The sequence below is a fragment of the Alcaligenes sp. PF14 genome (assembly GCF_037150615.1).
GTDB lineage: Bacteria > Pseudomonadota > Gammaproteobacteria > Burkholderiales > Burkholderiaceae_B > Alcaligenes > Alcaligenes phenolicus.
The window spans coordinates 157,829-181,449 of the sequence record NZ_JBAGRS010000005.1 but is presented as its reverse complement, the minus strand read 5'-3'; the positions used below and the strand labels follow the sequence as shown (position 1 = coordinate 181,449).

General features: G+C 48.6%; 17 protein-coding genes. 16 read left to right on the top strand and 1 reads right to left on the bottom strand.

Annotated features, from left to right (window positions below):
* The 16 genes from WFM49_RS12285 to WFM49_RS12210 all read left to right on the top strand — a co-directional run bounded on the left by WFM49_RS12285 (position 1) and on the right by WFM49_RS12210 (position 21,966).
* Positions 1-1,200 carry a polysaccharide biosynthesis/export family protein gene (locus tag WFM49_RS12285; RefSeq protein ID WP_240688315.1) on the top strand — a complete coding sequence of 400 codons (1,200 nt, stop codon included), beginning with the start codon at positions 1-3 and terminating at the stop codon, positions 1,198-1,200.
* A 42-nt stretch (positions 1,201-1,242) separates the two neighbouring features.
* Complete coding sequence (locus WFM49_RS12280; RefSeq protein ID WP_125302012.1) at positions 1,243-2,031, top strand: ABC transporter permease; 789 nt, start codon at positions 1,243-1,245, stop codon at positions 2,029-2,031.
* On the top strand, positions 2,028-2,690 hold the full coding sequence (locus WFM49_RS12275; RefSeq protein ID WP_250756237.1) for an ABC transporter ATP-binding protein: 663 nt from the start codon (positions 2,028-2,030) through the stop codon (positions 2,688-2,690). Before WFM49_RS12280 ends, WFM49_RS12275 begins: the two co-directional genes overlap by 4 nt.
* A 101-nt stretch (positions 2,691-2,791) precedes the next feature.
* Positions 2,792-3,877: a chain-length determining protein gene (locus WFM49_RS12270; RefSeq protein WP_336973488.1), complete on the top strand. Its 1,086-nt coding sequence runs from the start codon at positions 2,792-2,794 to the stop codon at positions 3,875-3,877.
* 25 nt (positions 3,878-3,902) lie between these two features.
* Positions 3,903-6,620 carry a hypothetical protein gene (locus tag WFM49_RS12265; protein ID WP_254500240.1) on the top strand — a complete coding sequence of 906 codons (2,718 nt, stop codon included), beginning with the start codon at positions 3,903-3,905 and terminating at the stop codon, positions 6,618-6,620.
* Between the two features lie 4 nt (positions 6,621-6,624).
* Positions 6,625-7,746: a non-hydrolyzing UDP-N-acetylglucosamine 2-epimerase gene (gene wecB, locus WFM49_RS12260; RefSeq protein WP_083054873.1), complete on the top strand. Its 1,122-nt coding sequence runs from the start codon at positions 6,625-6,627 to the stop codon at positions 7,744-7,746.
* Between the two features lie 14 nt (positions 7,747-7,760).
* Positions 7,761-9,023: a UDP-N-acetyl-D-mannosamine dehydrogenase gene (gene wecC / locus WFM49_RS12255; RefSeq protein WP_254500241.1), complete on the top strand. Its 1,263-nt coding sequence runs from the start codon at positions 7,761-7,763 to the stop codon at positions 9,021-9,023.
* 69 nt (positions 9,024-9,092) lie between these two features.
* Positions 9,093-11,054, top strand: a complete 1,962-nt coding sequence (locus WFM49_RS12250) for a glycosyltransferase family 4 protein (protein ID WP_336973484.1) — start codon at positions 9,093-9,095, stop codon at positions 11,052-11,054.
* 21 nt (positions 11,055-11,075) lie between these two features.
* Positions 11,076-13,847: a heparinase II/III domain-containing protein gene (locus tag WFM49_RS12245; protein ID WP_336973482.1), complete on the top strand. Its 2,772-nt coding sequence runs from the start codon at positions 11,076-11,078 to the stop codon at positions 13,845-13,847.
* A 125-nt stretch (positions 13,848-13,972) separates the two neighbouring features.
* On the top strand, positions 13,973-14,803 hold the full coding sequence (locus WFM49_RS12240; protein WP_254500244.1) for a polysaccharide deacetylase: 831 nt from the start codon (positions 13,973-13,975) through the stop codon (positions 14,801-14,803).
* Between the two features lie 14 nt (positions 14,804-14,817).
* A complete protein-coding gene (locus WFM49_RS12235; protein ID WP_336973478.1) occupies positions 14,818-15,768 on the top strand; it encodes a polysaccharide deacetylase in 951 nt (316 codons plus the stop codon).
* A 17-nt stretch (positions 15,769-15,785) separates the two neighbouring features.
* A complete protein-coding gene (locus tag WFM49_RS12230; protein ID WP_336973476.1) occupies positions 15,786-17,102 on the top strand; it encodes a glycosyltransferase in 1,317 nt (438 codons plus the stop codon).
* A complete protein-coding gene (locus WFM49_RS12225) occupies positions 17,099-18,184 on the top strand; it encodes a CgeB family protein (RefSeq protein ID WP_021447224.1) in 1,086 nt (361 codons plus the stop codon). The genes WFM49_RS12230 and WFM49_RS12225 overlap by 4 nt, the downstream gene beginning before the upstream one ends.
* A gap of 15 nt (positions 18,185-18,199) precedes the next feature.
* Positions 18,200-19,678, top strand: coding sequence for a glycosyltransferase (locus tag WFM49_RS12220; RefSeq protein WP_336973474.1), 1,479 nt, complete (start codon positions 18,200-18,202; stop codon positions 19,676-19,678).
* The gene (locus WFM49_RS12215; RefSeq protein WP_088451897.1) at positions 19,665-20,438 is read left to right on the top strand and encodes an SDR family NAD(P)-dependent oxidoreductase; all 774 of its coding nucleotides are present in this window, start codon (positions 19,665-19,667) and stop codon (positions 20,436-20,438) included. The genes WFM49_RS12220 and WFM49_RS12215 overlap by 14 nt, the downstream gene beginning before the upstream one ends.
* 190 nt (positions 20,439-20,628) lie before the next feature.
* Complete coding sequence (locus WFM49_RS12210) at positions 20,629-21,966, top strand: LTA synthase family protein (RefSeq protein WP_336973471.1); 1,338 nt, start codon at positions 20,629-20,631, stop codon at positions 21,964-21,966.
* A 39-nt stretch (positions 21,967-22,005) separates the two neighbouring features.
* Here WFM49_RS12210 and WFM49_RS12205 read toward each other — a convergent pair whose 3' ends face one another.
* Positions 22,006-23,442 (bottom strand): hypothetical protein, encoded by a 1,437-nt coding sequence (locus tag WFM49_RS12205; protein WP_336973469.1) that lies wholly within the window; start codon positions 23,440-23,442, stop codon positions 22,006-22,008.
* Positions 23,443-23,621: the final 179 nt, after the last annotated feature.

The following is a 23,621-nucleotide window of genomic DNA, read 5'->3' as shown; positions in this document are numbered from 1 at the left end:
ATGGCTCAATTACTACACACAGCAGTAAGCAAGATTGCAGCAATGGGGCGACCCGTACTGGCCAGCACCCTGGTCGCCGTACTGGCCGGATGTGCCACGATGCCTGATTGGATGCCTGCAGACGGCCCCAGCCGCCAGCAAGTACAGGAACGACGTGAAGGCCGTATCGAAGGCATCACCCTGGTCAACGTGACAGACGAGTTGACCAAGAAGTTGGCCGCTAAAAAGCGCATGGGTGACTTTGCCGCCCAGTTCCCCAGCACAGGTTCGAACAACTACCTGATTGGCCCTGGCGATGTGCTGGAAGTGTCAGTTTGGGAAGCACCGCCTGCCATGCTGTTTGGCAGCATTTCCCTGGATCCCAAGGCAACGGCAGCAACCACCAATGCAGTCGCTTTCCCTCAGCAGATGGTCACGCCCGACGGCATGATCAGCATGCCTTTCGCTGGCCGTATTGCTGTCAAAGGCCGCAACACCCAACAGATTGAAGAAAGCATTGCCAAGCGTTTGCAAGGCAAGGCCAATAATCCGCAGGTTCTGGTGCGAGTCATTCAGAACAACACCTCGAACGTGACGGTCGTGGGGGAGGTCAATCAAAGCGTCTTGATGCCCTTGACGCCTAAAGGTGAGCGTTTGCTGGATGCCCTGGCCGCAGGCGGTGGCGTCAAGCAAGCAGTCAACCGCATTGCCATTCAGCTCTCGCGAGAGCTGAACACATCCACCATGGCGCTGGATACGATTATTCGTAATCCGAACCAGAACATCATGCTGAAACCGGGTGATGTGATCACGGCGCTGTACCAGAACCAGAGCTTCTCCATTTTGGGTGCCACCGGCAAGAACGAAGAAATTCCATTTGAAGCTCAGGGCATTTCCCTGGTACAGGCCCTGGCCCGTTCGGGTGGTCTGGATACGTCACGAGCTGATGCCCGCGGTGTGTTTGTCTTCCGCTTTGAGGATGCTGCGCTGGTGGACGGTGCGCCTGAATCAACACTGCTGGACAAGAAGGGCGTCGTGCCCGTGGTGTACGAGATCGACCTGCGTGACCCGGCTTCTTTCTTTGTGACGCAGAACTTCCCGGTGCAGGATAAGGACGTGATCTATGTCTCGAACTCGCCAGCGGCGGAGTTCCAGAAGTTCCTGCGTCTAGTGGTGTCGGTGGCTGTGCCTAGTACGACCTTGAACAACATGATGAAGTGATCGTGCGCATGTTTAAGAACAACTCCTTCAACAGAGGCCGAGATGAATAAGCAGGTGCGCAGCCCCATGGCCGTCACTTGGGCGGTCTGGCGGGCGTTAGTTTTGCGAGAGTCCCTGGATCGCTTGTTTGATATGCGGGCTGCCTGGTTCTGGTTGTTGATGGAGCCAGTGCTGCATATCAGTTTCATCACGTTCATCTTCACTGTGATTCGTTTGCGTACAGTCGGTGGCATTGATGTCACTGTCTGGATTGTGGTGGGCATGTTGGCGTTTTTCATGTTTCGCCGTACAGCGATGCAGGTGATGTACGCGGTCGATAGCAATAAGCCTTTATTTGCATACAGACAGGTGCAACCTTTTGATACCTCTATAGCTCGTGGAGTCTTGGAAGCATTTCTAATGACCTTAGTGTCCGCAATTATTTTGACGGGCGCGGCACTGCTCGGGCATGACGTGCGGCCTGACGATCCTTTGCAGGTTGTGGTGACGATGTTCGGGTTATGGCTCTTTGGCGTGGGCTATGGCTTGGTTGCCTCTGTATTGATGGCCTTGGTGCGCGAAACTGAGCACATACTGAAAATCATGATGATGCCTTTGTATTTGATTTCAGGGGTCATCATGCCTATTTCTGCTGTTCCTCAACCTTATCGGGATCTGCTCTTGTTCAATCCTTTAGTGCATGGATTGGAGTTGGTGCGCAAAGGCTTTTCGAATTACTACCACATGGTGCCGGGCATCAGCATGGGGTACCTGTATCTGTGGGGGATAGTCAGTCTGTTTTTAGGCCTGATTTTGTATAGACGCTTTACACAGCAGTTGGTGATGAAATGATCGTCGTCAATGATGTTTATAAGCGCTACAAGACCGCCCATGGCGTGGGCCGTTGGGTATTGGAAGGAGTAAACCTGACAATCCCACCCAAGGTAAATGTGGGTTTGATTGGCTCTAACGGTGCCGGTAAATCTACCTTGCTGCGCTTGATCGGCGGGGTGGATCATCCCAATAAGGGGACTGTGCAGCGTTTGTGCAGGGTTTCCTGGCCTATGGGGAATGGGGGGCTGGAGGGTACCTTAACGGGCCGCCAAAACGCGAAGTTTGTGTGCCGAGTTCATGGGCATCAAGAGGATTTGGCAGATCGGCTCGTTTTCATTAAAGATTTTTCTGAACTGGGCCGAGCTTTTGAGGAGCCAGTCTATACCTATTCCTCTGGCATGCGCTCTCGCCTCCAGTTTGCCTTGTCGTTTGCTTTTAATTTCGATGTGTATATTTCGGACGAGGTGACGGCGGCGGGTGATGCGGCATTCCGTAAGAAAGCAGCTGATGCTTTCAAAACCATGACAAATCGTGCAGGCCTGATCATGGTGGCCCACGACAACAACACCTTAAGACAATTTTGCCAGGCTGGAGTCTGGCTGCATCAAGGGCGAGCGCACTGGTTTGACCAGATTGACGATGCGCTCAATGCCTACAAGGATTCACTTCCAAAATGACAGATACACCTCAAGTCACTACGCAGGCTGCTAGTGCCGCTCCTGATAAGGCTGTTTCAAAGAGACCTTCTTTTGGGGCCCGCCTCCGCTCATGGTTTTCATTGCGCTTATTTGATCATGCCGTACGTGTGATTCTGATCCTGGCTGTTTTGACGTCGGCGTACTGGTTGATCTTTGCCTCGAACCGCTATGTGTCCGAGGCAAACGTCATTATCCGAAAGACAGACTCGGTAGGGGCGCCGTCTTTTGATCTAGGAATGTTGGTATCGGGTGTAGCGACTGTTGATCGCGCGAATCAGCTGTTGTTACGTGATTACTTGCTGTCCGTGGACATGCTCAAGAAGCTTGATGAGTCTTTGGACTTACGTACGCATTACAGCTCCTCGGACCATGATGTTGTGTCGCGGATGTGGTTTCAGGACGCCTCGCTAGAGTGGTTTCATCGTCATTATCTGCGTCGTGTAGAGGTGGAGTTTGATGACTTCTCTGGTGTGTTGCGCATCAAGGTCCAAGCTTACAACCCCGAAATGGCACAGGCTATTACCCAGCAGTTGGTCCAGGAAGGCGAGCGTTACATGAACGTGCTTGGCCATGAAATGGCCCAGGTGCAGGTCGACTTCTTGGTTACCCAGGTTGACCAGGCTCAGGAGCGTTTCCAGAAAGCCAGCCAGGATCTGCTGAACTATCAGAATGAAGCCGGTTTATTGTCCCCTCAGGCCACAGCAGAAAGTATTAATGCGATTGTGGCTGCCTTGGAAGGGCAGCGGGCTCAGTTGCAGACCCAATTGGCCTCTTTGCCCAAGTCATTGGATCGTGATCATCCCAATATTCTGATGCTCAAGCAGTCACTGAGAGCAGTGGACCAACAGATCAAGCAGGAAAAGCTGAAGTTGGCGACGCCGTCAGGTGGAACTCTGAATGCCTATGTGGAAGAGTTTTATCGCTTGGATATGAATGTGAAGTTCACACAAGAGCTCTACAAGTCGTCTTTGACTGCTTTGGAGAAAGGCAGGATTGACGCCACTCGCATGTTGGAGAAAGTGTCTGTGCTGCAGTCCGCCACGTTGCCCGAGTATCCGATGGAGCCACGCCGCCTCTACAACACCTTGGTGACCTTGCTGTTGGCGTTGATCCTGGCCGGCATTTTGAAATTGCTCAAGAGCATCGTCCTGGACCATGTGGACTAATAAGAAAGATAGGAAATCTATTTAAATGTCTATGTCACCTGTTGTGCCTTCTGAATTAGGTCATGAGAAGCTGGTAACCACGCATGCACAATGTATGGAAGAGGAGAACCGGCTGTTGTTTGATCAACTGCAAGTCGTGCAGGAAGAGTTAGGGCGCTTGCACGATCATCCTCAAGGAGTTGGGAGTGACTTGAAGCCGACAGTCATTAATGTGGCACCTGTGGATGTGCGGCTTATCGAGGCCCAGGCGGAAAGTGTGCGCTTGGAGTGTTTGCTTAAGGTGCAAACCCAGCTACATGATTTAAAGACTCAATATGCTTTAGCTAAACAGCTTGGCGACATTTTGATTGAGGGTGTGCAGTCTACAGGCTCGTTGATCTCGGTGCCTGGGCGTTTGCGTCAGGCTTGGCGTCAAAGTCGTCGCATCCAGCCTCCTGCTGCATTGGGTGGGAAATCTTTCGACAAAGTTATTCAGGCGTATCAGCAAGGAGGGGACCAGCAGGTAGAGGCCTTGCTGAATCAGGCTTCAGTCTCAAAAAGCGTGCAAGCCAGTGCGTGGACAGCTGTGGCCCGGACGTATATGACGGCTGAGCCAACCTTGGTTGCGGCGATGGCGCGCCGTGCCTTTGCGTTGGAGCCACGTGGGTTCCGCCAAAAATGGTTGGCGTTCCGATTGCATGAGTCTGGTGATTTACTTGAGGCAGAAGCACTCTTGGCGCTCTTGCCCGAAGATGTGTCTTTTACTGACTCTGAGGCGCGTCAGCGTGATCGTTTGCTGAAGCAGGCGAAAGAGTTTCGTTTAGATCAAGTCCGCTCTGTATCTGAGGTTGAGGCGCAGCATGCAGCGGTGCAGCGTCAGTGGGCGGAGTTGGCTGAATCACGCAACGAGATGGTCAGTACTCTTAAACAGCAAGGAATACAGCTGTCTAGCGTGCGCGATGAGGTGCAGCGTCTGAATCAAGAAAAACAAGAGCAATTTGTAGTAGTTGAAGCATTGCGAGTACAGATCCAGCGATTACAGCAGGATCATCAGAAAACCCTTCAAGAGCGAGGCCAGCAAGAAGATCAACAGCGACAGCTCCTGCTTCAGGAGCAGGGCAATACGCAGGCAGCACTCAAACAAGTAGCGGATTTGAAGCGTGAGCTGGAGCAAGAAGAACAGTTGAAGTTACAGAAGCAACGTGAGTGCGTGGGTTTGCAAGCTGATCTGAAACGGATCAGGCAAGCTCTGGAGGGCAAAGAGGCACAAGCAGGGCAATGGTTTGAACAATGTGTCACTGTGCAAGGTGGCTTGGCGGATATGGCCCAGCAATGTGAGCAGCTTAAGGATGAGCTGCAGGTGCATCACCGCGAGAAAGAGGAGGCCTTGTCGCAGCTTCAGATTTTGCGTATCGCTCATGATGAGTCACTTGCAATTGCAGAGCAACGTTTGGAGGAGGTTGAGTCCCTGTTGGTGCAGTTACAGGAATCAGTTGCAGAGTGTGAGGAACTTCGGGTGCAACTGCGGGATACTCAGGAAGCAAGGGACTCTTTGCTTTTGCAAGTGCAGGAGTTGATGGAGGCCCGTGATGGGTTGGATGTGCTTGCTGGCCATCGCTTGGATGAAGTGCACGCGTTGCAATCTCAAGTGCAGGCAATAACGCAGGAACTAGATGAAGCAAGGCAGCAAATCAATGTGGAGCGAACAGACCATAAGTCTTTGCAGGCTCAATTGAATCAAGCTTTTCAAGTTCGTGATGAGTACATTGCTTTAGCCGCACAGCGTCAGGGAGAGTTGTTGCAGCAAGCTAAAGAGCAACTGAGCTTGGAAAAGAGTAAAGCCGCACTGGAGGCACGCCAACTTGAGTTACAGCAATCATTGTCGGCGCAGACTGCGCGTGAAACAGATCTGCTAGAGCGCTTGAGTGCTCAAGTGCAGTCCTTGGTCGCTCGTGACGTGGCAGCTCCGGGGATACAAGAGGAATTGTTTAAAAAACAATCCGAAGAGCTACTCCGTGTTCGTCGCCATCTTGAAACAGCAGTGAAGAAGAATAGTGCTAATGCTGTACGTCAGCTCCAGTCTTTTGTTGGGATGCAAGAGTATTTTGCCACTGGAGTGCTACCTGCATTTAACAGTGAGGCCCACAGTTGGCCAATCTCTGCAGACTTTGCATTATGTTTGATGCGGCAACTGGTGCTTATACCCTACGACCTTGTCATTGAGTTTGGGTCAGGTATGTCCACCGTTATTGTGGCTAAGACATTGGCGTTGATGGCGGAGCGAGGTGATGCCCGGCAGACCCAGTTCGTGTCCTTCGAGCATTTGGAGTCGTATTACGAGCAAACCTTAGCTCATCTCCAACAAGCAGGGTTGGAGCAGGCTGCACAGCTGACACTGGCGCCACTCAAGGACTGGCAGTCTGCGGACGGCCAAGTGTATCCGTATTACAGCTGCCAAAGCACCTTGGTCAAACTGGCCAAACAAAAGCAAGTTACTCGCAAACGCATTTTGGTGATTGTAGATGGCCCTCCAGCGGCTACGGGCCCTCAAGCTCGATACCCCGCAGGCCCTTTGTTGATGGAGCATTTCCCTAATGCCCAGATTGATTTTTTGATGGATGACTATATCCGTGAGGATGAAAAACAAATTGCTCAGCATTGGTTGGCAGATATAGAAGCCCGAGGACTTGCTGGTACATCCACTGAATACAAACTTGAAAAAGATGCCTGTTTATTAACTGTTCACCCTAAAGACACAAAGTAATTTTATGAAGATTTTGACTGTATTTGGCACACGACCGGAGGCCATCAAAATGGCTCCGGTTGTTAAGGCCTTGGCTGCTGACTCTGCATTTGAAGCGCGCGTTTGCGTCACAGGTCAGCACCGCCAGATGCTGGATCAGGTTCTGGATATTTTTTCTATCAAACCTGATTTTGACTTGAACCTGATGAAGCCAGGCCAGGACCTGTATGACATCACCAGTAATGTGTTGTTGGGTATGCGTGATGTGTACAAACAATGGCAACCAGACATGATCCTGGTGCATGGTGATACGACTACCACCATGGCCGCAGCTTTGTCGGCCTATTACGCCAAGATCAAGGTCGGTCACGTAGAGGCTGGCTTGCGTACTCATAATAAGTACTCGCCGTGGCCAGAGGAAATGAACCGCCGTCAAGCAGGCGTACTGGCTGATGTGCACTTTGCTCCAACCGAGCAATCACAATCGCATTTGTTGCGTGAAGGTGTAGATCCCAAGACGGTACACATTACGGGCAATACCGTCATCGATGCGCTGCTGGATGTGGCAGCACGCGTACGTCAGGACTCGGAACTGCGCAGCCGTTTTGAGGCTCAGTTCTCTTTTATCAATCCAGCCAAGCGCTTGGTTTTAGTGACGGGGCATCGTCGCGAAAACTTTGGCTCTGGCTTTGAAAACATCTGCCTGGCCTTGCGCCAGATTGCCTCCCGTGGCGATGTGCAGGTGGTGTATCCAGTGCACTTGAATCCAAATGTTCAGGAACCAGTACGTCGTATCTTATCCGACGTTTCCGATGTTCATTTGATCGAACCACTGGATTATTTGCCCTTTGTTTACCTGATGGATCGTTGTGACCTTTTGGTCACCGACTCCGGGGGCATTCAGGAAGAAGCGCCTTCTTTAGGCAAACCGGTATTGGTGATGCGTGACACGACCGAGCGCCCTGAAGCCGTGGATGCAGGAACTGTGCGTTTGGTGGGAACAGAAACACAAGCCATTGTCAGCGCTGCCACGCAGCTGCTGGATAACGCTGCTGAATATGAGCGTATGGCACGGGCGCACAACCCTTATGGGGACGGCAAGGCCGCCACCCGCATTAGTGAAATTTTAAAAACCTTGATCTCTTGATTCGGAAGACCAGCATGTTTGAAACTCTCTCCATGATCGGCCTGGGCTATATCGGCCTGCCTACTGCAACATTATTCGCCTCACGCCGCAAAAAGGTCATTGGCGTTGATGTGAACGCTTACGCGGTTGACACGATCAATCAAGGCCGTATTCATATTGTTGAACCTGAACTGGATATGCTGGTGCAGGCCGCCGTGCACGGTGGTTACTTGCGCGCTACGCTGACCCCAGAACCTGCTGACGCGTTTCTAATCGCCGTCCCGACCCCCTTCCTGGAAGGCAACAAGCCTGACCTGAGCTATATCGCCGACGCCGCTAAAGCCATTGCGCCAGTGCTGGCCAAAGGCAATCTGGTTATTCTGGAGTCGACGTCTCCTGTTGGTACGACCGAGCAATTGGCGCAGTGGCTGGCTGAAGCTCGTCCTGATCTGAGCTTTCCTCAGCAGGCAGGCGAGGAGGCTGATATTCAGGTGGCCTACTGCCCAGAGCGTGTTTTGCCTGGTCGCGTAGTGCATGAACTGGTTAGCAATGACCGTGTTATTGGTGGCATGACTCAAAAAGCTACCGAGATGGCGATTGAACTGTATCGGATTTTTGTGGAAGGTGCCTTGGTACCAACCAATGCTCGCACTGCCGAAATGTGCAAACTGACAGAGAACAGCTTCCGCGACGTGAATATCGCATTTGCCAACGAGCTGTCCCTGATTTGCGATCGCTTGAATATTAATGTGTGGGAACTGATCAGCCTGGCTAACCGTCACCCACGCGTTAATATTTTGCAGCCTGGTGCCGGGGTGGGTGGTCACTGCATCGCCGTGGATCCTTGGTTCATCGTGGATAAGACGCCTGAAGAAGCTCGCATTGTGCGCTTGGCTCGTGAAATTAACGACTACAAACCTGAATGGGTTGTAGAGAAGGTTAAAGCGGCCATATTAGATGTACTAACAGCTAGAGTTGGTTCGAGCATGGGTGCAATTAAAGTAGCTTGCTTAGGGTTGGCATTTAAGCCTGATATTGACGATTTGCGCGAGAGCCCAGCTTTAAAGATTACAAAGAAAATTAGTGAAATTGGATGCCAGGTATTAGCTGTGGAGCCAAATGTAGATGTTTTACCTTCTAGTATAAAGGCTGAAAATATCAAGCTGGCTGCATTGCAAGAGGCTTTGATAGATGCAGATGTTATATGCGTATTGGTGAAGCATAAATCCTTTGTTGAGAACATTGATTTAATTCTTGGCAAGGAAAATATGATCGATGTTGTCGGTTTGGTTGTTTGATCTTGATCTAATATAAAAGGCATTTTTGTTCGGCTACTGAAAAGGTGGCCGAACAATAAAGAGTTGTATATGAACAATTCAAGTAAGCTAGTTTCGGATGCATATAATAAATATAAAAATGGGGATTTCCAAGGGGCTTTAGAGCTTTATCAGGAGGTTTCTGGTTTTTTGGGTGAGGAGTTTTTTAAAGTTAACATTTATTTCTGCAAAAAGAAATTGCAAGAAATTTCGGATTATCGTAAAGAAGAGCCAGATCCCGCTATTGCAGATCTTGTAGAGACGTTAGCTACTTTGAATAATGGATGGGTGAGCGATAGGGTAGAAAAATATAAAGGGTGTCGAAGTGCTGATGAGAAGATCTTGTTTGATTTTTGGACTGCTGCATCAAGTGGTTACGTTGCTGCGCTAAGTTTTTTTAAGTCAAATATAGCTAGTAGAGATAGTGTTAAAGAGCTGTTGTCCTTGGATTTGGTCGAATCTCAAAAATGGCTTAAAGAAAATAATAAAAATGAGTATATCTTTAGTGTTTTGAAATGCGCATATTCAATTCATGGAAATGAAAAGGTTTTAAGGTCGCTGTTTTGGGCTGCTTTAAAAATAGGGCAGTATGAAATAGCTAAGAATGCAGTCAATCTTATTTCAAAAATTGGTAAAAAGAGATTGAGTACTGCGGAGTGGTTGGAAAAAGCAAGGGAGAAAATAAGTGAAAGTTCAGGGGCGTATGATCTAATAAAAAGTAAATTATCAAAAACAGGCGACAAATCCTACACTCCAGTGTCAAAGAAAATAGCCTATTTTCTGCATAATAGTCTTCCTTACTCATCGGGAGGCTATGCTACTCGCGGCCATGGTTTGGCTGTGGCCTTAACTGAGCTAGGATACAACGTTGTCTGTGCTTCTCGACCAGGTTACCCATTTGATATACCAGGTGATCATGAAGGGAAGATATTGCCTTCAGAGGACGTTATTGATGGATTGCGATATCTAAGGATTTTTGATCCATCGCGCAAAGGTTTGAGTGCCGTGGATTATATGTTGTCAGCTTCTGAGAAAATTGTTGATTTTTTGAAGGAACACAGAATTGAAATTGTGGTTGCTGCATCTAATCATTTGAATGCAATTCCAGCGGCAATTGCTGCTAAACAAGTTGGAATTCCATTTATATATGAAGTTCGTGGTTTTTGGGAAATTACCCGGCTTTCTAGAGAGCCGGATTTTAAAAATACTAGATTGTATGTGACTCAAATAGAAAATGAGAAATTAGCAGCTACGTACGCGGATGACGTATTTACATTAACTTCACCGATGCGAGACGAGCTAATTAAAAGAGGGATTAGTCATAATAAAATTACAATCTTGCCTAATTCTTGCGATCCAAAAAAATTCTCTCCTAGAGGGCGGGACAGGGAGTTGGCGGCTAAATTGGGCATTCCAGATGATGTGCCTGTTATTGGATATATAGGAAGTTTTGTACAGTATGAAGGGCTTGATAATCTAGCACAGGCATGTGCGTTGCTGGTGAAAGAAAATATTGACTTTAGGCTATTGCTGGTAGGAAATGAAAATGCATCTGGATCCGAGCGTGGGCCGATAACAGCAGAGATATTGAGAGTTGCCGCTGAGGAAGGGTTGACAGAAAAATTAATTATGCCTGGACGTATTCCACATGAACAAGTTGAGGCATATTATTCATTAATCGATATTGCGCCATTTCCAAGAAAGCCGCAGCCAGTTACAGAAATGGTATCTCCGATGAAGCCTTTGGAGGCTTTGGCGATGCAAAAAGCGATTCTGGTGTCTTCTGTCCAGGCCTTAAGGGAAATGGTGATTGAGAACAAAACAGGCTTGGTTTTTGAGAAGGGAAATATGGAAGATTTAGCGGAAAAATTGAAAATTCTAATTAATAACGATGAGCTTAGAAAAAAACTGGGAGTGAATGGTAGGGCTTGGGTAGAAGATCAAAGAACTTGGGCTAAAACTGCTGAAATTGCTCAAAATATCTTAACTAAATACCATAGGTTTGATTCTTAGTGTTTTTCTAACATAAAAGATATGATTAAATTTTTTTTGGAAAATGGCTTGTTTTTTGTTCAGCCAAAATTAGATGATCGGTGCCAGGTTGCTTATAGGCTTTATAAAGATGGGGTCATAGTAGAAAAAATTGGCTATACAAATGACAAAAAAACCTCTGTTTTTAAAACTTTAGCTTCAATTGGAAGTTGGCGTGTATTGCTATATATTAAAACTACAGAAAGGGTTGAAAAAAAATGGTCCAATGAGATTTCTATAGAAAAATCAGAAATGATTTTCGTAGATAATTTTGATGGTGACTATTTAGATGATCGTCTTTATGAAATTAGAAGGTTTAAAAATGTAGAAGCTGAAATTAAGCGTTATAAGAGGGAGGGTTTTATCGCGATGGGCCGCGAAGATCTTAGGGCTCATAAACTCTCTTTTCCAATTAATTGGCTTGCTGACCCTTATAACGATAGAAATTGGATGTATCAGCTTCAGGCTTGGCGTGTGATTGACCCATTTTTATTGCGATTTGAGCCGCAAGATGTGTCTTATATTTCCCAAGTCATTAATGACTGGGATACTGCTGTTAGCGTTGCTGGTCAGGCTGATGATTGGTTTTGGTACGACATGGCTACCGGTATTAGAGCTTTGAAACTCACCTATTTTGTGTTGCGGTGTAAAGCTTTGCGTGTGTCCCACGGCATCAATAACCTTGATAGCCTTGTTGAGAAGCACATACTGAATTTATCAGACCCCAAGAATCTGAACTATGGAAATCATGGTTTGTTTCAGATTCATGGTCTTATGTCTTTAGTGTGTTTGGTTAAACAGGCGGATTGGCTGAATCTTCAACAGATAAGGGATTATGCAATATCTAGTATGGAGCAGTTGCTAAAGAACCAACTAGGTGAATATGGTGTGCATACAGAGAATTCCCCGGAATACCATTTTTTTGTTTTAAAAAAAATAGTATTTTTAACTAATGCCCCTTGGTGGAAGGGTATCGATAAGTCTAAGATTGATAAAATAATAGACAGAGGTAATCTTGCAAAGCATTGGTTGGTAACTCCAGCACTGGAATGTGTTCCGGTAGGAGATTCGGGGACGGCAAAAAAGCTTATAAATAATCGGTTTATTTACGATTGGGGGCATAATTCTAACGGGCGCTATATTTCTGCTCTATTGGATGGCTATATTGTTGTTAGGTCAAAGCCGACAGTTAAGTTAGATAAGAGCTCTTTTCTTTTCTTTCAAGGATCATTTCATAGTGGTGTGCATAAGCACTCGGATTGTTTATCTTTTATTTGGCAGGAGGGGGGTAAGTACTTGCTAATTGATAGTGGTAAATATGGCTATAAAAGTGATAGATTCAGGGCTTATTTCACTAGCGCGTATGCCCATAATGCTTTAGTTGTCGATAAGAAGAGTTCTAGTCGAAGTCCTAAAGATGTATATGGCTCTGGGTTTTCGGATAAGCCTATTTATTGCTCTGGGTATTGGATATCGAAAGGTACAGTCGATCATAAACGGGATTCATATATTCATACTAGGGTGATATTATTTAAGCCCTCAGTTGAGGTTTATGTGATTGACTGTATATGGAACTACTCAGATGTTAAGAAAGACAGGAAAATTGAGCTATCGTGGAATTTAGATCCGAGATTTAAATTGGAAGCTTCTGAGAAATCTGTTTTCGCCAGAAGTGCCGATGGCCTGGATACGGTTTCAATAAAAAGTGTGGATGAGGGTGGTGATTTAAATTTCCAATGCAATGTTGGATTTGATGATGGGAAGAATCTTTTAGGCTGGGTGTCGCCTTCGTATTTGAATGTTCAGCCTACAGTTAATTCTATTTTTGAATCGAATATGAGTTCAAAGAAGGTTGTTGTTACTAGAATTGTAGCTAATCCTGATGCTAATGACTCTTCGATCGATATGGTAGGGTTTCATGAGGGCAATTTCTATTGCTCTAATGAGGAAATTTCTTTAGAAATTGGCTTTGATGCGAAAAAATTAGCTTTTTTTGAACCTAAAATTGCTAGTCATTATGATGGTTTGAGGTATTTTGTTTTCGATGGATTAAGTCATTCGTTTAAAAATAATAATTCCCATAGCTTATTTGTTTCTTTTCATGGTGCTATTAAACCGCCAGCTTTGGATGATGCAGGAACAGCTTTGCCTGTTTTTAGATTAAATAACTTATCTTTTAATGGTGCTCCTAACATTCTTTGTTTTTCAGATATGCTTTTGGAGTTTTATAGAGACAGCTCTGTTTACCTTGGGTGGTTTTTGGATACAAAAAGGGTTAAGCAAAGAGATTTGATTGAATACGTTGTTTCTTATTATGTTAAAAAATATTCTATAAAAAATATTTTATTTTATGGCAGTAGTGGCGGGGGGCATGTAGCTTTAGATATGGCGGCTAGATTTAATCAAACGGCAATGGTGTCAAATTGTCAGTTTGATCCGAGAAAACACTCTCAGTTTTCTGACTTGGAAAAAGCTGTTTTTGCTAATGGTGATGAATTTGAGGACTTTAGTCTTTTTTCTATGTTTAGTGCTGTTCGAGGACCTAAAGAATGTTTGAGTTATTGTAATTTGGATGATTACACAATTAGCCACCATGTAATGATGGAAGATATTCTTGAGTCTAAGTTTCCAAATGTGTTGAGGAAAATTCATTTTAGTGGAAATGATGTGGCGCTAAAAAAGTCTATTCGGAATCATAGTGTTGGTTTTCCTGATGGTCTTGACGCAAAAGCAGCTATCAGAAAATATTATCAAGATGCTGAGCTCGTCGTTTGATTTCTAATAATCGTTTCCTAATCCTTTCGGTTGATACCGAGGCTCTCCCCAGGCGTGCTGAGGATAGCCATATCCAGCGTCTGGTGTGGGGAGAGTATTCATCGGGATCCGCTGGCATCCGCGAAATGTGTGCCATCAGTGACGAGTTTGGTGTCAAACACGTATTTTTTGTGGACCTGTGTGCCACGCTTGAGCATCAAACACAGATGTTGGATGCTGTCCGCTGGCTGGATCAACAAGGTCAGGATGTTCAGCTACATGCCCATCCTGAAACCTTGCCCAAGTCTTTCTGGGTGGACCACGGTTTGGACCATCGTCCAGCTTTAATGAATGAGTACAAAGACCAAGCCCGCGCCGAATTTGTCTTCCGACACTTCGGCAAGCTGATCTCTGACGTCACTGGCAAACCCATCCTCGCCCACCGCGCAGGCTCGTTTCGCTGGAATGCCCTCACAATCCGTGCTTTGCAGGCCGTTGGCATTCCTTTGTCCTTCAACCAGTCCATGCGGGCCGCCTTGTTAAAGCGTTGCCCAACAGGCCAGCCTGATTGCTTGCCTTACGCCTGGTCGAACGGAACGATTGAAGTACCGGTCACAGAGCGTTTTAAGCCCGGTGGACCGGGGGGTAAACCAGATCGCTGGTCCAGCCTGACTTATCCGGAATCTTCTTATTTTCAATATGGTTCGCGGCCTACGACATTCTGGAAGGACCCCTTGTGGTCCTTGCCCAAGGTCTCAGTGGTGTTGATGCACTCCTGGTCCTTGTTGGATCTGGATGAAAACGGTCATTTCCAGTACACGAACGACCGCTTGCTGGAGGGTTACCGACTGTTCTTGCAACGTGTTGTTAAGGATTACGACGTGATCACCACAGCGGATTTTTTAGATCTGCAGGCGCGGGGTAAAATCCGTCTTTCGCGAACAGTTAACTTAGAGCAGGTAGAAACACAGGTATGAGGGATCGCTACGCAATGATTACGGTCGACACAGAGGCGCTGCCAAAGCGGGCCTCTGACGACCATGTTAATCGTCTGATCTGGGGGCGATTTCCAAAGGGTACGGCCGGGGTGGCCGAAATGTGCAAGATCGGTGACGAGTTCGGTGTCAAGCATGTGTTTTTTACGGACTTGTGCGGGGCTTACTCCCGCCTTGACGAGCTGAAAGAAGTGGTGCGTTGGCTGGATGAGCAAGGTCAAGATGTACAACTGCATACCCACCCGGAGTACTTGCCCGACAGCTTCTGGAAAGAGCATGGTTTGTCGAACCGTCCGCAGTACATGAACCAGTACACCGAGCAGTCCCGTGCGGAGTTTGTGTTCAGGCACTTTGCAGGCGTGATGTCCGGGGTAACAGGCAAGCCGGTTCTGGCTCATCGGGCGGGTTCATTCCGCTGGAATGCGGATACGATTCGTGCTTTGAAGGCAGTGGGTATTCCTCTGTCCTTCAATAATTCTGTATGCGCTGTCCACAATAATCAGTGCGTTTACAGCAAACCCACAAATAATCCTTTTGTTTGGTCCAACGGCGTGATCGAAGTGCCTACGACCGAGAAGCGGATTTTAGGTAAGGTAGGCAAGCCTGAATGGTGGGCTCGCCTTACTTACCCAGAGTCCAGCTATTTCCGCTTCCGCCCCTGGTGGGGGCAGTTGTTGTTGAATACGCTTAGCGGCAACCCTTCATTTGCGGTTTTCTTGCTGCATTCCTGGTCCTTGTTGTTCTGGGACGAGAACGGTCTGGGCGAGTATCGTGACGATAGCCGTATGGAGGGGTATCGCAAATTGCTGGCCCGTCTGACTAAGGACTATGACGTGATTACGACGGCAGAGTTTCTGGATTTGAAGGCTCGCGGAAAAATTGTTGTGCCTGATACGGTGGACTTGTCGCTGGCAGAGCTGCAAGTAGAACCGGACAATAAAATTTAGAAAAAGGCCTGAGGAAAATGCTCTTTAAGTTATGGCATGGGCTGTTGCGCGAGCCTTGGATGGCTCTGAGCCGGCGTTTGACCTTATTTACGGTGCGTCGGCAGACTCGACGCGGTCAGCGCCGTGAAACACCTTACGAGCCCGTGCCAGGACGGTTGCTGTATGTGCCAGCCAGTGCCTTGCCGTATCACATCAGTGGTTACACCACTCGGACTCATGAAATTATCCGCGCCATGCAAGCGGCAGGCGGGGATATCTGCGTGCTGACCCGCCCCGGCTATCCATGGGATCGTAAAGACAGACTGGTGGATGCCCAGCAGGATGAGACCTTGGTGGATGGGGTGCGTTACGCACATGCTCGCAATCCTTCCAACAAGCGCCCCGTCATGCAGTTCGCCATAGAAGCTGCCGCCTCCATTGCTCAGGAAGCCATCAAGCAGCGCGTTGCTGTCATTCATGCTGCCTCCAACCACGTCAATGCCTTGCCAGCCTTGATCGCCGCGCGCCAGTTAGGCATTCCGTTCCAATATGAAATGCGTGGCTTGTGGGAGCTGAGCCGAGCCTCCCGCATGCCGGAGTTCCGTGACTCGCAGGGCTTCAAGCAGGGTCTGGAGCTGGAAGGTCTGGTTGCCAGTCAGGCAGACCGGCTGTTTGTGATTTCCGAGCAGTTGGGGCAGTACGCTCGCGAGCACTGGAATGTTGACCCGGCACGCATGGGCCTGATGCCCAATTGCGTCGACCCCTCGCGCTTTACCCCTGGCGCTGCCCAGGATGTGCTGCCCAACACGATTGTTTATGCTGGCTCCCTGATTGTTTATGAAGGGCTGGATGTCTTGATCGACGCCGTGGCGGATCTGGTTGGCCGTGGCAAGGATGTCACCCTGACCATTATTGGGGATGGGGAGGCGCGCGCTCAGTTGCAGGCTCAGGTGCAAAGCCTGGGTATGGAAAAGCATGTGCTGTTTGCTGGTCGGGTCTCGCCTGAGGAGGCTCGCGCCTTGCAGGCCAAGGCTGCGCTGGTATGTATTCCTCGTCGTCCCTTTGAGGTGTGTCGTATTGTGCCTCCCATCAAGCTGGTTGAGGCGATGGCGATGGGCAAACCTGTTCTGGTGCCGGATCTGCCGGTGTTTCAAGACGAAGTTGGGCCATGTCGTTCGGTGCGTTTTTTTAAAGCAGGTGATGTGCAGGACTTGGCTCGTGTGCTGGATGAAACCTTTCAGGCAGGTCCGGAAGTGTTGGCCCAGGATGGTGCCTTGGCACGTGAAGAGGCCACGCAGCGTCGCAGTTGGGCTGACTTTGTGGTGCATGCTTTGCCGGCCGGGGCTAATTCATGATCGGTCGCGCAATCCGGGCTTTGGGGGCGCGCATCTATACGCACCCAACCGTCAGCGAAGACGGCAAGCCCGCGGGGCAGTTTGGGCAATTGAAAGTAGCCTTGGTGTCGGACTATTTCACGGCAGACTGCCTGTCAGCCGAATGCTCTATCCGTATTCTGAACCCGCGCAATTACGAGGAGGTCATCTCCTCCTGGAAGCCTGATCTGCTTTTTGTGGAGTCCGTGTTCCATGGGCTGGGTGGCGCGTGGCGCTACGAGCTGGCCAAGCAGTCGCGACTGATCCGTTTGCGTACGCCTCGCACGATTTACAAGCTGGTGCAGTTCGCTAAGGATCAGGGTGTGCCCACGGTGTTCTGGAACAAGGACGACGGGGCGTATTTCGAGCACTTCATTGATGTGGCCAAGGCCTTTGATTATGTGTTCACCACGGACAGTGATTGCCTGCCGCGCTATCGTGCTCGCTTGAATCCTGATGTGCCTGTGAACACCCTGAGCATGCCGTATCAGCCTGCGTTTCATAACTTCACGGGCTTTGATTTCACACGCAAGGAAGGGTGCTTTACGGGCAGTTATTACCGTCGCATCCTGAGTGAACGTAGGCGTTTTCTGGACATGATTTTCGGGGCCTGTGAGGATGCGCAGATGCAGCTTAATGCCTACGACAGAAATCACGACAGATTGTCCCGGCATATCGAATTCCGCTTTCCACGCTCGACGCATGTGCAGGTTCATGGTCAGGTTCCGCACCGCGAGACGGGGCGTATCTACAAAGAGCATGTGATGTGCCTGAACGTGAACTCGGTCACGGATTCTGACACCATGTGCTCGCGCCGCTTGCTGGAGATTCTAGCCAGTGGGGGCATTGCGGTGACTAATCCCGGTCGTGCGGTGGATCGTTATTTCCGTGATTTCTGCCACGTGGTGCATTCCCGCGAGCAGGCCACTGAGTTATTTGCACGTCTGCGCCAGGGCCCCACCGCGCAGGATTGCGAGCGTGCGGCGGCGGGGGCGGCGTATGTGCGTCAGTTCCACACCTGGGAGCATCGCCTCCAGGAGCTGGCTGATGTGGTCGGCTTCTAGGGTGCGCTTGTTTCCATGATTGTGAGCATTTTTGCGTACCTGATTCAGGCGCTGTTCTTGTTGGTTGTTGGGGCCTTTGCCCTGTACGTGGTTCTGGAACTGCGGGTACTGCTGATCTCGCGACGGGTGGAGCGTCGTAAGCTAAGCGAGCTGGTGCAGACGTCCGCCTCCTTGCAGCAGGATTGGTATCCCAAGGTCAGCGTTTTATTACCGATTTATAACGAGGCTGCTGTTGTCGAGCGTTTGATCGATGCGGCTTGTCGTCTGGATTATCCGGTGTCCGCGCTGGAAATTCTGGTGCTGGACGACTCAACAGACAAGACTGCGCTGTTGGCCCAGAACAAGGTGGATCAGTGTGCTCGGCAAGGTGTGCCCATTCGCCGCATTCAGCGTGCTGATCGTGCGGGCTACAAGGCCGGGAATCTGGTGCATGGCATTCAGCATTCCCAGGGCGAGTTTTTTGCGATCTTTGATGCGGACTTTTTACCGCCAGCCGACTTCCTGCAGAAAACCATTCCGCCTTTCAAGGACGCGAAGCTGGGTTTTTTGCAGACGGGTATTGGCTATGAAAACCGTGACCACTCTTTTCTGACCCGTTTTCAGGCCATGGAAATGGGCCACCAGCAATATGTGACGGTGGGGCTGAGCGAAGACGGGGATATGGCTTCCTTAAGTGGCAGTTCCTGTGTCTGGCGACGCGCTTGCGTGGAAGCCCTGGGTGGCTGGAATGCCTCTACCATTACCGAGGACGTGGACCTGGGTTATCGGGCCCAGTTTGGTGACTGGAAATACGCTTATTTGCGCGATGTGGTGTCCATGTCCACCTTGCCCGAGAACATCAGCGCCTTCCGTGTGCAGCGGGAGCGCTGGGGGCGGGGTCTGATTCATAGTGCCTTCAAGCATCTGGGGCAGATGTGGCAGCAGGACATGCCCTTGATGAAGCGCATGCATGCGTTTTCCATGATGTTTTCATCGGTCATGCTGGCGTCGATTTATGCCCTGATCTTGCTAAGCCTGCCGCTGAATTATTTGCTGAATTTTGATCATGTCGTCTTGCAGTGGGGCGCGCCGCTATTCTTTTTGCTGGTCGCTGTCTGGGCGTTGAATAATGCTTTCGGTGCCCGCAAGGGAGCACGTTTTGATGACAGGCCGGGCGTGTTGGGTACCTTGTGGCATACCTACTTGTATGTCGCCATGTTCCCACCCATGGCTTGGTATTATTTTGTCGGTGGTGTGCGAGCCGCCTTCAAGGTCTACGGGGAATTTAATCGTACCCCCAAAGGGGAGGGCGAGAAGGTGGCAAGACAGCCCCGCATCAATCTTTATTTGCTGATTGGTGAAGTGTTCACTTTCCTGTATTCGGCATTGGCCTTGTATGTGGCCATACGCATGGGCAATTACTTGTTGATTCCTTTGAATGCGACGGTTTGTGTAGGCTTTGGCATGGTTTTGTACTGGTCCTTCCAAGAAAGGAGAGCGCGTGGGCGTAGCTGAACCAGCAGAGCAGGAACGGATTCTGATTACCGGTGCCACCAGTGCCATTGGTGGCGAGCTGGCGCTTTACTACGCCAAACCCGGTACAGAACTGACTTTGCATGGTCGCAATGCTGCGATTCTGGAGCCTCTGGCCGAGCGCTGCCGTCAGGCGGGTGCGCAGGTACAGACGCATCAGCTGGATTTGCGTGATCTGGATGCCTTGCATGACTGGTTGTCGCAATGCGCAGCCTTTGATTTGGTCATCGTGAATGCGGGTATGAATATCCATGTAGGTCCCAATGGCGAGCCGGAGGCCTGGGAAGATACCGAGCTGCTGCTGGATATCAATGTGAAGGCCTCACTGCGAGTCGTGCAATCTGTGCTGCCCGCTATGCGGGCGAAAGGGCGCGGTCAGATCGCCTTGATGAGCTCCTTGGCCGCTTACTTTGGTCTGCCCACTACGCCGTCCTATAGCGCCAGCAAGGCGGCGGTCAAAGCTTATGGTGAAGGTCTGCGTGGTTGGCTGGCACCGGAAGGAATCAAGGTTAATGTGGTGATGCCAGGCTACGTTAGCTCGCCCATGTGCGATGCCATGCCGGGCCCCAAGCCATTCCTGTGGACCCCGCAAAGAGCAGCCAAGCGTATTGCCCGTGGCCTGAAAGCCAACAAAGCGCGTATCAGCTTTCCGTTCCCTTTGAACCTGGGTTGCTGGTTTCTCGCCGTGCTGCCCGCCCGGGTGTCTGTCTTTATTCTGAGCAAGATCGGTTATGACGCTTGAGCCCGGATTCTGGACTGCAATCCTGGCTGCCGTGTCGGGACTGGCCCTGACAGTCGGGCTGGAGCGTTTTCTGCAAACAGCAGCCAGCTTGCGTCGTCCTGCAGCGGCCTGGGCCTTGCACATAGGCCTGTACGGTTTGGCATATGTCGCCCTGGTTTTTTTGCTGGGACGGCCTATCTTTGCTACGGCCTTGCTGTGCGCCTTTTTCCTGCTGCTGGTTGTGGTCAGCAATGCCAAGTTCAAGGCTTTGCGTGAAGCCTTTGTATTTCAGGATTACGAGTATTTTACGGATGCGATTCGTCACCCTCGGCTCTACATTCCTTTTCTGGGTTGGGGGAAGTTCTTTCTGGCAGCAGCGGGTTTTATTGCCGCATTGACGATTGGCTTGTGGCTGGAAGCCGTGCCTGCCTTGCGGGCTGCCTGGTCAGCGCAATGGGGAGCCTTGACGCTGCTGGCTGTGCTGAGTCTGGGCTTGCTGCTTTTGGGCAATAGCGCGCGTTTGACTGTGCAGGTTGCGCCTGAGAAGGACCTTCAGTCCTTAGGATTGTTAGCCAGTTTTTGGCGCTATTGGCAACAAGGACGCCAGCTTCCGGCCTTGTCCTCTCCCTTTGCTGATATGGTCGTTCCGACTTTACCGACGGTTGAGTCTTTGGTGGATCAACCACATTTGGTTTCGGTGCAAAGCGAGTCTTTTTTTGATGCTCGAAGACTTTTTTATGGGATTCGACGGGACGTTCTGGCCGAGTTTGATTGCTTTAAAGCAGAGGCTGCTGTTGGCGGATATTTACGTGTTCCTGCCTGGGGAGCGAACACGGTACGCTCCGAGTTTTCTTTTTTAAGTGGTATTGAAAATGATACTCTTGGCGTGCATCGCTTCAATCCTTATAGAGCAGTATGCGCAGGCTGGCAGGTAGCAACCTTGGCCTCTTGGTTGAAAAGCCAAGGTTATCGCACGATTTGCATTCATCCTTACCCCGCCAGTTTCTATCAACGCGATCGCGTGTTTCCGCAATTTGGTTTTGATGAATTCATAGATATCAAAGCCTTTGGGGAGGTGGAACGCACAGGTCCCTATATCGGTGATCAGGCTGTGGCAGATAAAGTGGCCAGCGTGCTTGAACAGGCAAAAGGCCCGGTGTTTATCCATGTCATCACTATGGAAAATCACGGGCCGTTGCATCTTGAAAAAGTGGTGGACGGAGATGTTGAGGAGCTGTATCGCCAGCCTCCGCCAGAGCGCTGCGAGGATTTGACAATTTATCTGCGCCACCTCCGTAACGCCGATGCCATGCTCAAGCGGTTGCGTGGCGTCTTGAGCGCGGCAGGGCGGCCAGCTAGCCTGTGCTGGTATGGTGACCATGTGCCTATCATGCCTTCGGTATACGCGGCGCTAGGCACACCTTGTGGTGATGTGGATTACTTTATTTGGAACTCCACTGAGGAGCGGTCTGTGAAACAGCGGAAAAACTTGATGGTTTTCGAATTGGCTGAAGAATGGATGAGAGTTGTAGGTTTGCTATTTAATTGATTAATGAAAACTCCAGAAGAGTTATGTTTGTGATTAACTTTAGATAATAGGTAAATTGGAAAGGTAAGGATCAAAATTAGCAGTGATTTTTAATAGTAGCTCCCTTTGGAAACGCTCCTCATCTGGAAGCCCGTAAGCTGTTTCATACATTTTTCTGCTGTTTAACCCAGCAATATTCTTGAGTGCGGGATCGGCTTCGTTAAGCAGAGAGGCGGCCCACATACTCATTCTTTGCTCCCAGTAAATTAGATCTCCAAAATCATAGTTGAATAAATTTTGATTATTTAAGTTTATTCTGTCAAAAAAATCTTTGTAGGATTTTTCCACAAAGAGACGAAATTTTTCAGATGGGTTTTTTAAGCGGCTGGTTTTGTACAGATTGGTAGCGTACTTAAGGTTTTCGATTTTGCTTTCTCGGCTTGATCTTTTGTTAAACATGCCGCGTAATATTTCTCCTCCTAGCCCTCTAACAAATACATCGCTTGGGCCAGAAAACTCAGCTGTTTGTGCCGTAAGGTTTCCGTTTCCTATGAATCTGCCTCGATTGATATGACCGAAAGTCTTCAGCGCTTCGAATAATTCTGAATTTTCAGTTTTTTTAACGTCTAGAAAATAGCTGTCTGCGTAGATGTGTGTGCTTATGCTTTTTATAATTGAAATTTCGTCATTTGATAGATTTCTATCCCATGTCAAACATTTAAAATGAATTTTATGGCTATTCCAGGCTGCTATTATTGATCTGCAATCTACTCCTCCCGTTAGTCCTATAATGGGTCTTATTCCTGATGCTGAAAAATATTCAATTTGATTAAGTAAATACTCTTTGCTTTTTTCAAGCAGATTCTCAATGCTGCTTGGCTTTATTGGATTCCGAGGCCAAAATCTGGCAGCTTTGTTGTCTTTAAATGAATAGTAGTGATTTGCTGGTAAACCATATATATTTTTATACATGGTTAAATCGGCTGGTAGGAATTTTGTTCTTATTGTTAAAAAATCTTCTGATTTTATGAATTCTATCGTTTCTTGATCTCTATTTGTGTCTAGGATTTCTGCTAAAAGCGATGAGTGACTTGCTACTAAATTTGGTTGGGAGGTGGAATAGAATAGGCTACGAGATCCAATGGGATCTGTTAAGATTTTTTCAAGGTTGTTGGTTTTTTTATTATGAGTCAATATGGCAAATCTTCCAGATAGGCAGTCGATTGCATCCCAGTCATTTTCTTCTGCGAATCGTTTTAATATATTTTCTATACTTTCAGTTCCGTGCGCGCAAAAAATATCACCCAAAGTGAATACAAAATAATTTTGAAACTGGTGTTTCTTTATCTTTGTTTCATGGTGATGGGCAATGATAGCCTCTCCACATTGAGTAAAGTTCCAGGAGCTAAGAAAGTCGCAGGACGATAGATTTAATTTTTCTTTTTTGGCTTCTATTAGGAATCCAAATCTGTATTTTAGATCTAGCTTATTAAGCATTTTTACTCCATTTTGATTTGTTGGTGCGGATTTTTCTCGGTTACAGGTGTTGGTTTTTTGTAGAGTATTAAATGAAAATTTGTGGTTTTAGGAATGTTTCAAGTAACATGATTTCGTGAACGCTCAAAATTTCAAGGTGGTGAAAATTAGAGAGTAACTCATCTAATTTATATGCGGTT

What these genes read in the sequence shown, in the direction of transcription:
- WFM49_RS12285 (WP_240688315.1), top strand. Translation starts at nt 1, where the DNA reads ATGGCTCAATTACTACACACAGCAGTAAGCAAGATTGCAGCAATGGGG.
- WFM49_RS12280 (WP_125302012.1), top strand. Translation starts at nt 1,243, where the DNA reads ATGAATAAGCAGGTGCGCAGCCCCATGGCCGTCACTTGGGCGGTCTGG.
- WFM49_RS12275 (WP_250756237.1), top strand. Translation starts at nt 2,028, where the DNA reads ATGATCGTCGTCAATGATGTTTATAAGCGCTACAAGACCGCCCATGGC.
- WFM49_RS12265 (WP_254500240.1), top strand. Translation starts at nt 3,903, where the DNA reads ATGTCTATGTCACCTGTTGTGCCTTCTGAATTAGGTCATGAGAAGCTG.
- wecB (WP_083054873.1), top strand. Translation starts at nt 6,625, where the DNA reads ATGAAGATTTTGACTGTATTTGGCACACGACCGGAGGCCATCAAAATG.
- wecC (WP_254500241.1), top strand. Translation starts at nt 7,761, where the DNA reads ATGTTTGAAACTCTCTCCATGATCGGCCTGGGCTATATCGGCCTGCCT.
- WFM49_RS12250 (WP_336973484.1), top strand. Translation starts at nt 9,093, where the DNA reads ATGAACAATTCAAGTAAGCTAGTTTCGGATGCATATAATAAATATAAA.
- WFM49_RS12245 (WP_336973482.1), top strand. Translation starts at nt 11,076, where the DNA reads ATGATTAAATTTTTTTTGGAAAATGGCTTGTTTTTTGTTCAGCCAAAA.
- WFM49_RS12240 (WP_254500244.1), top strand. Translation starts at nt 13,973, where the DNA reads ATGTGTGCCATCAGTGACGAGTTTGGTGTCAAACACGTATTTTTTGTG.
- WFM49_RS12235 (WP_336973478.1), top strand. Translation starts at nt 14,818, where the DNA reads ATGATTACGGTCGACACAGAGGCGCTGCCAAAGCGGGCCTCTGACGAC.
- WFM49_RS12230 (WP_336973476.1), top strand. Translation starts at nt 15,786, where the DNA reads ATGCTCTTTAAGTTATGGCATGGGCTGTTGCGCGAGCCTTGGATGGCT.
- WFM49_RS12225 (WP_021447224.1), top strand. Translation starts at nt 17,099, where the DNA reads ATGATCGGTCGCGCAATCCGGGCTTTGGGGGCGCGCATCTATACGCAC.
- WFM49_RS12220 (WP_336973474.1), top strand. Translation starts at nt 18,200, where the DNA reads ATGATTGTGAGCATTTTTGCGTACCTGATTCAGGCGCTGTTCTTGTTG.
- WFM49_RS12205 (WP_336973469.1), bottom strand. Translation starts at nt 23,442, where the DNA reads ATGCTTAATAAGCTAGATCTAAAATACAGATTTGGATTCCTAATAGAA.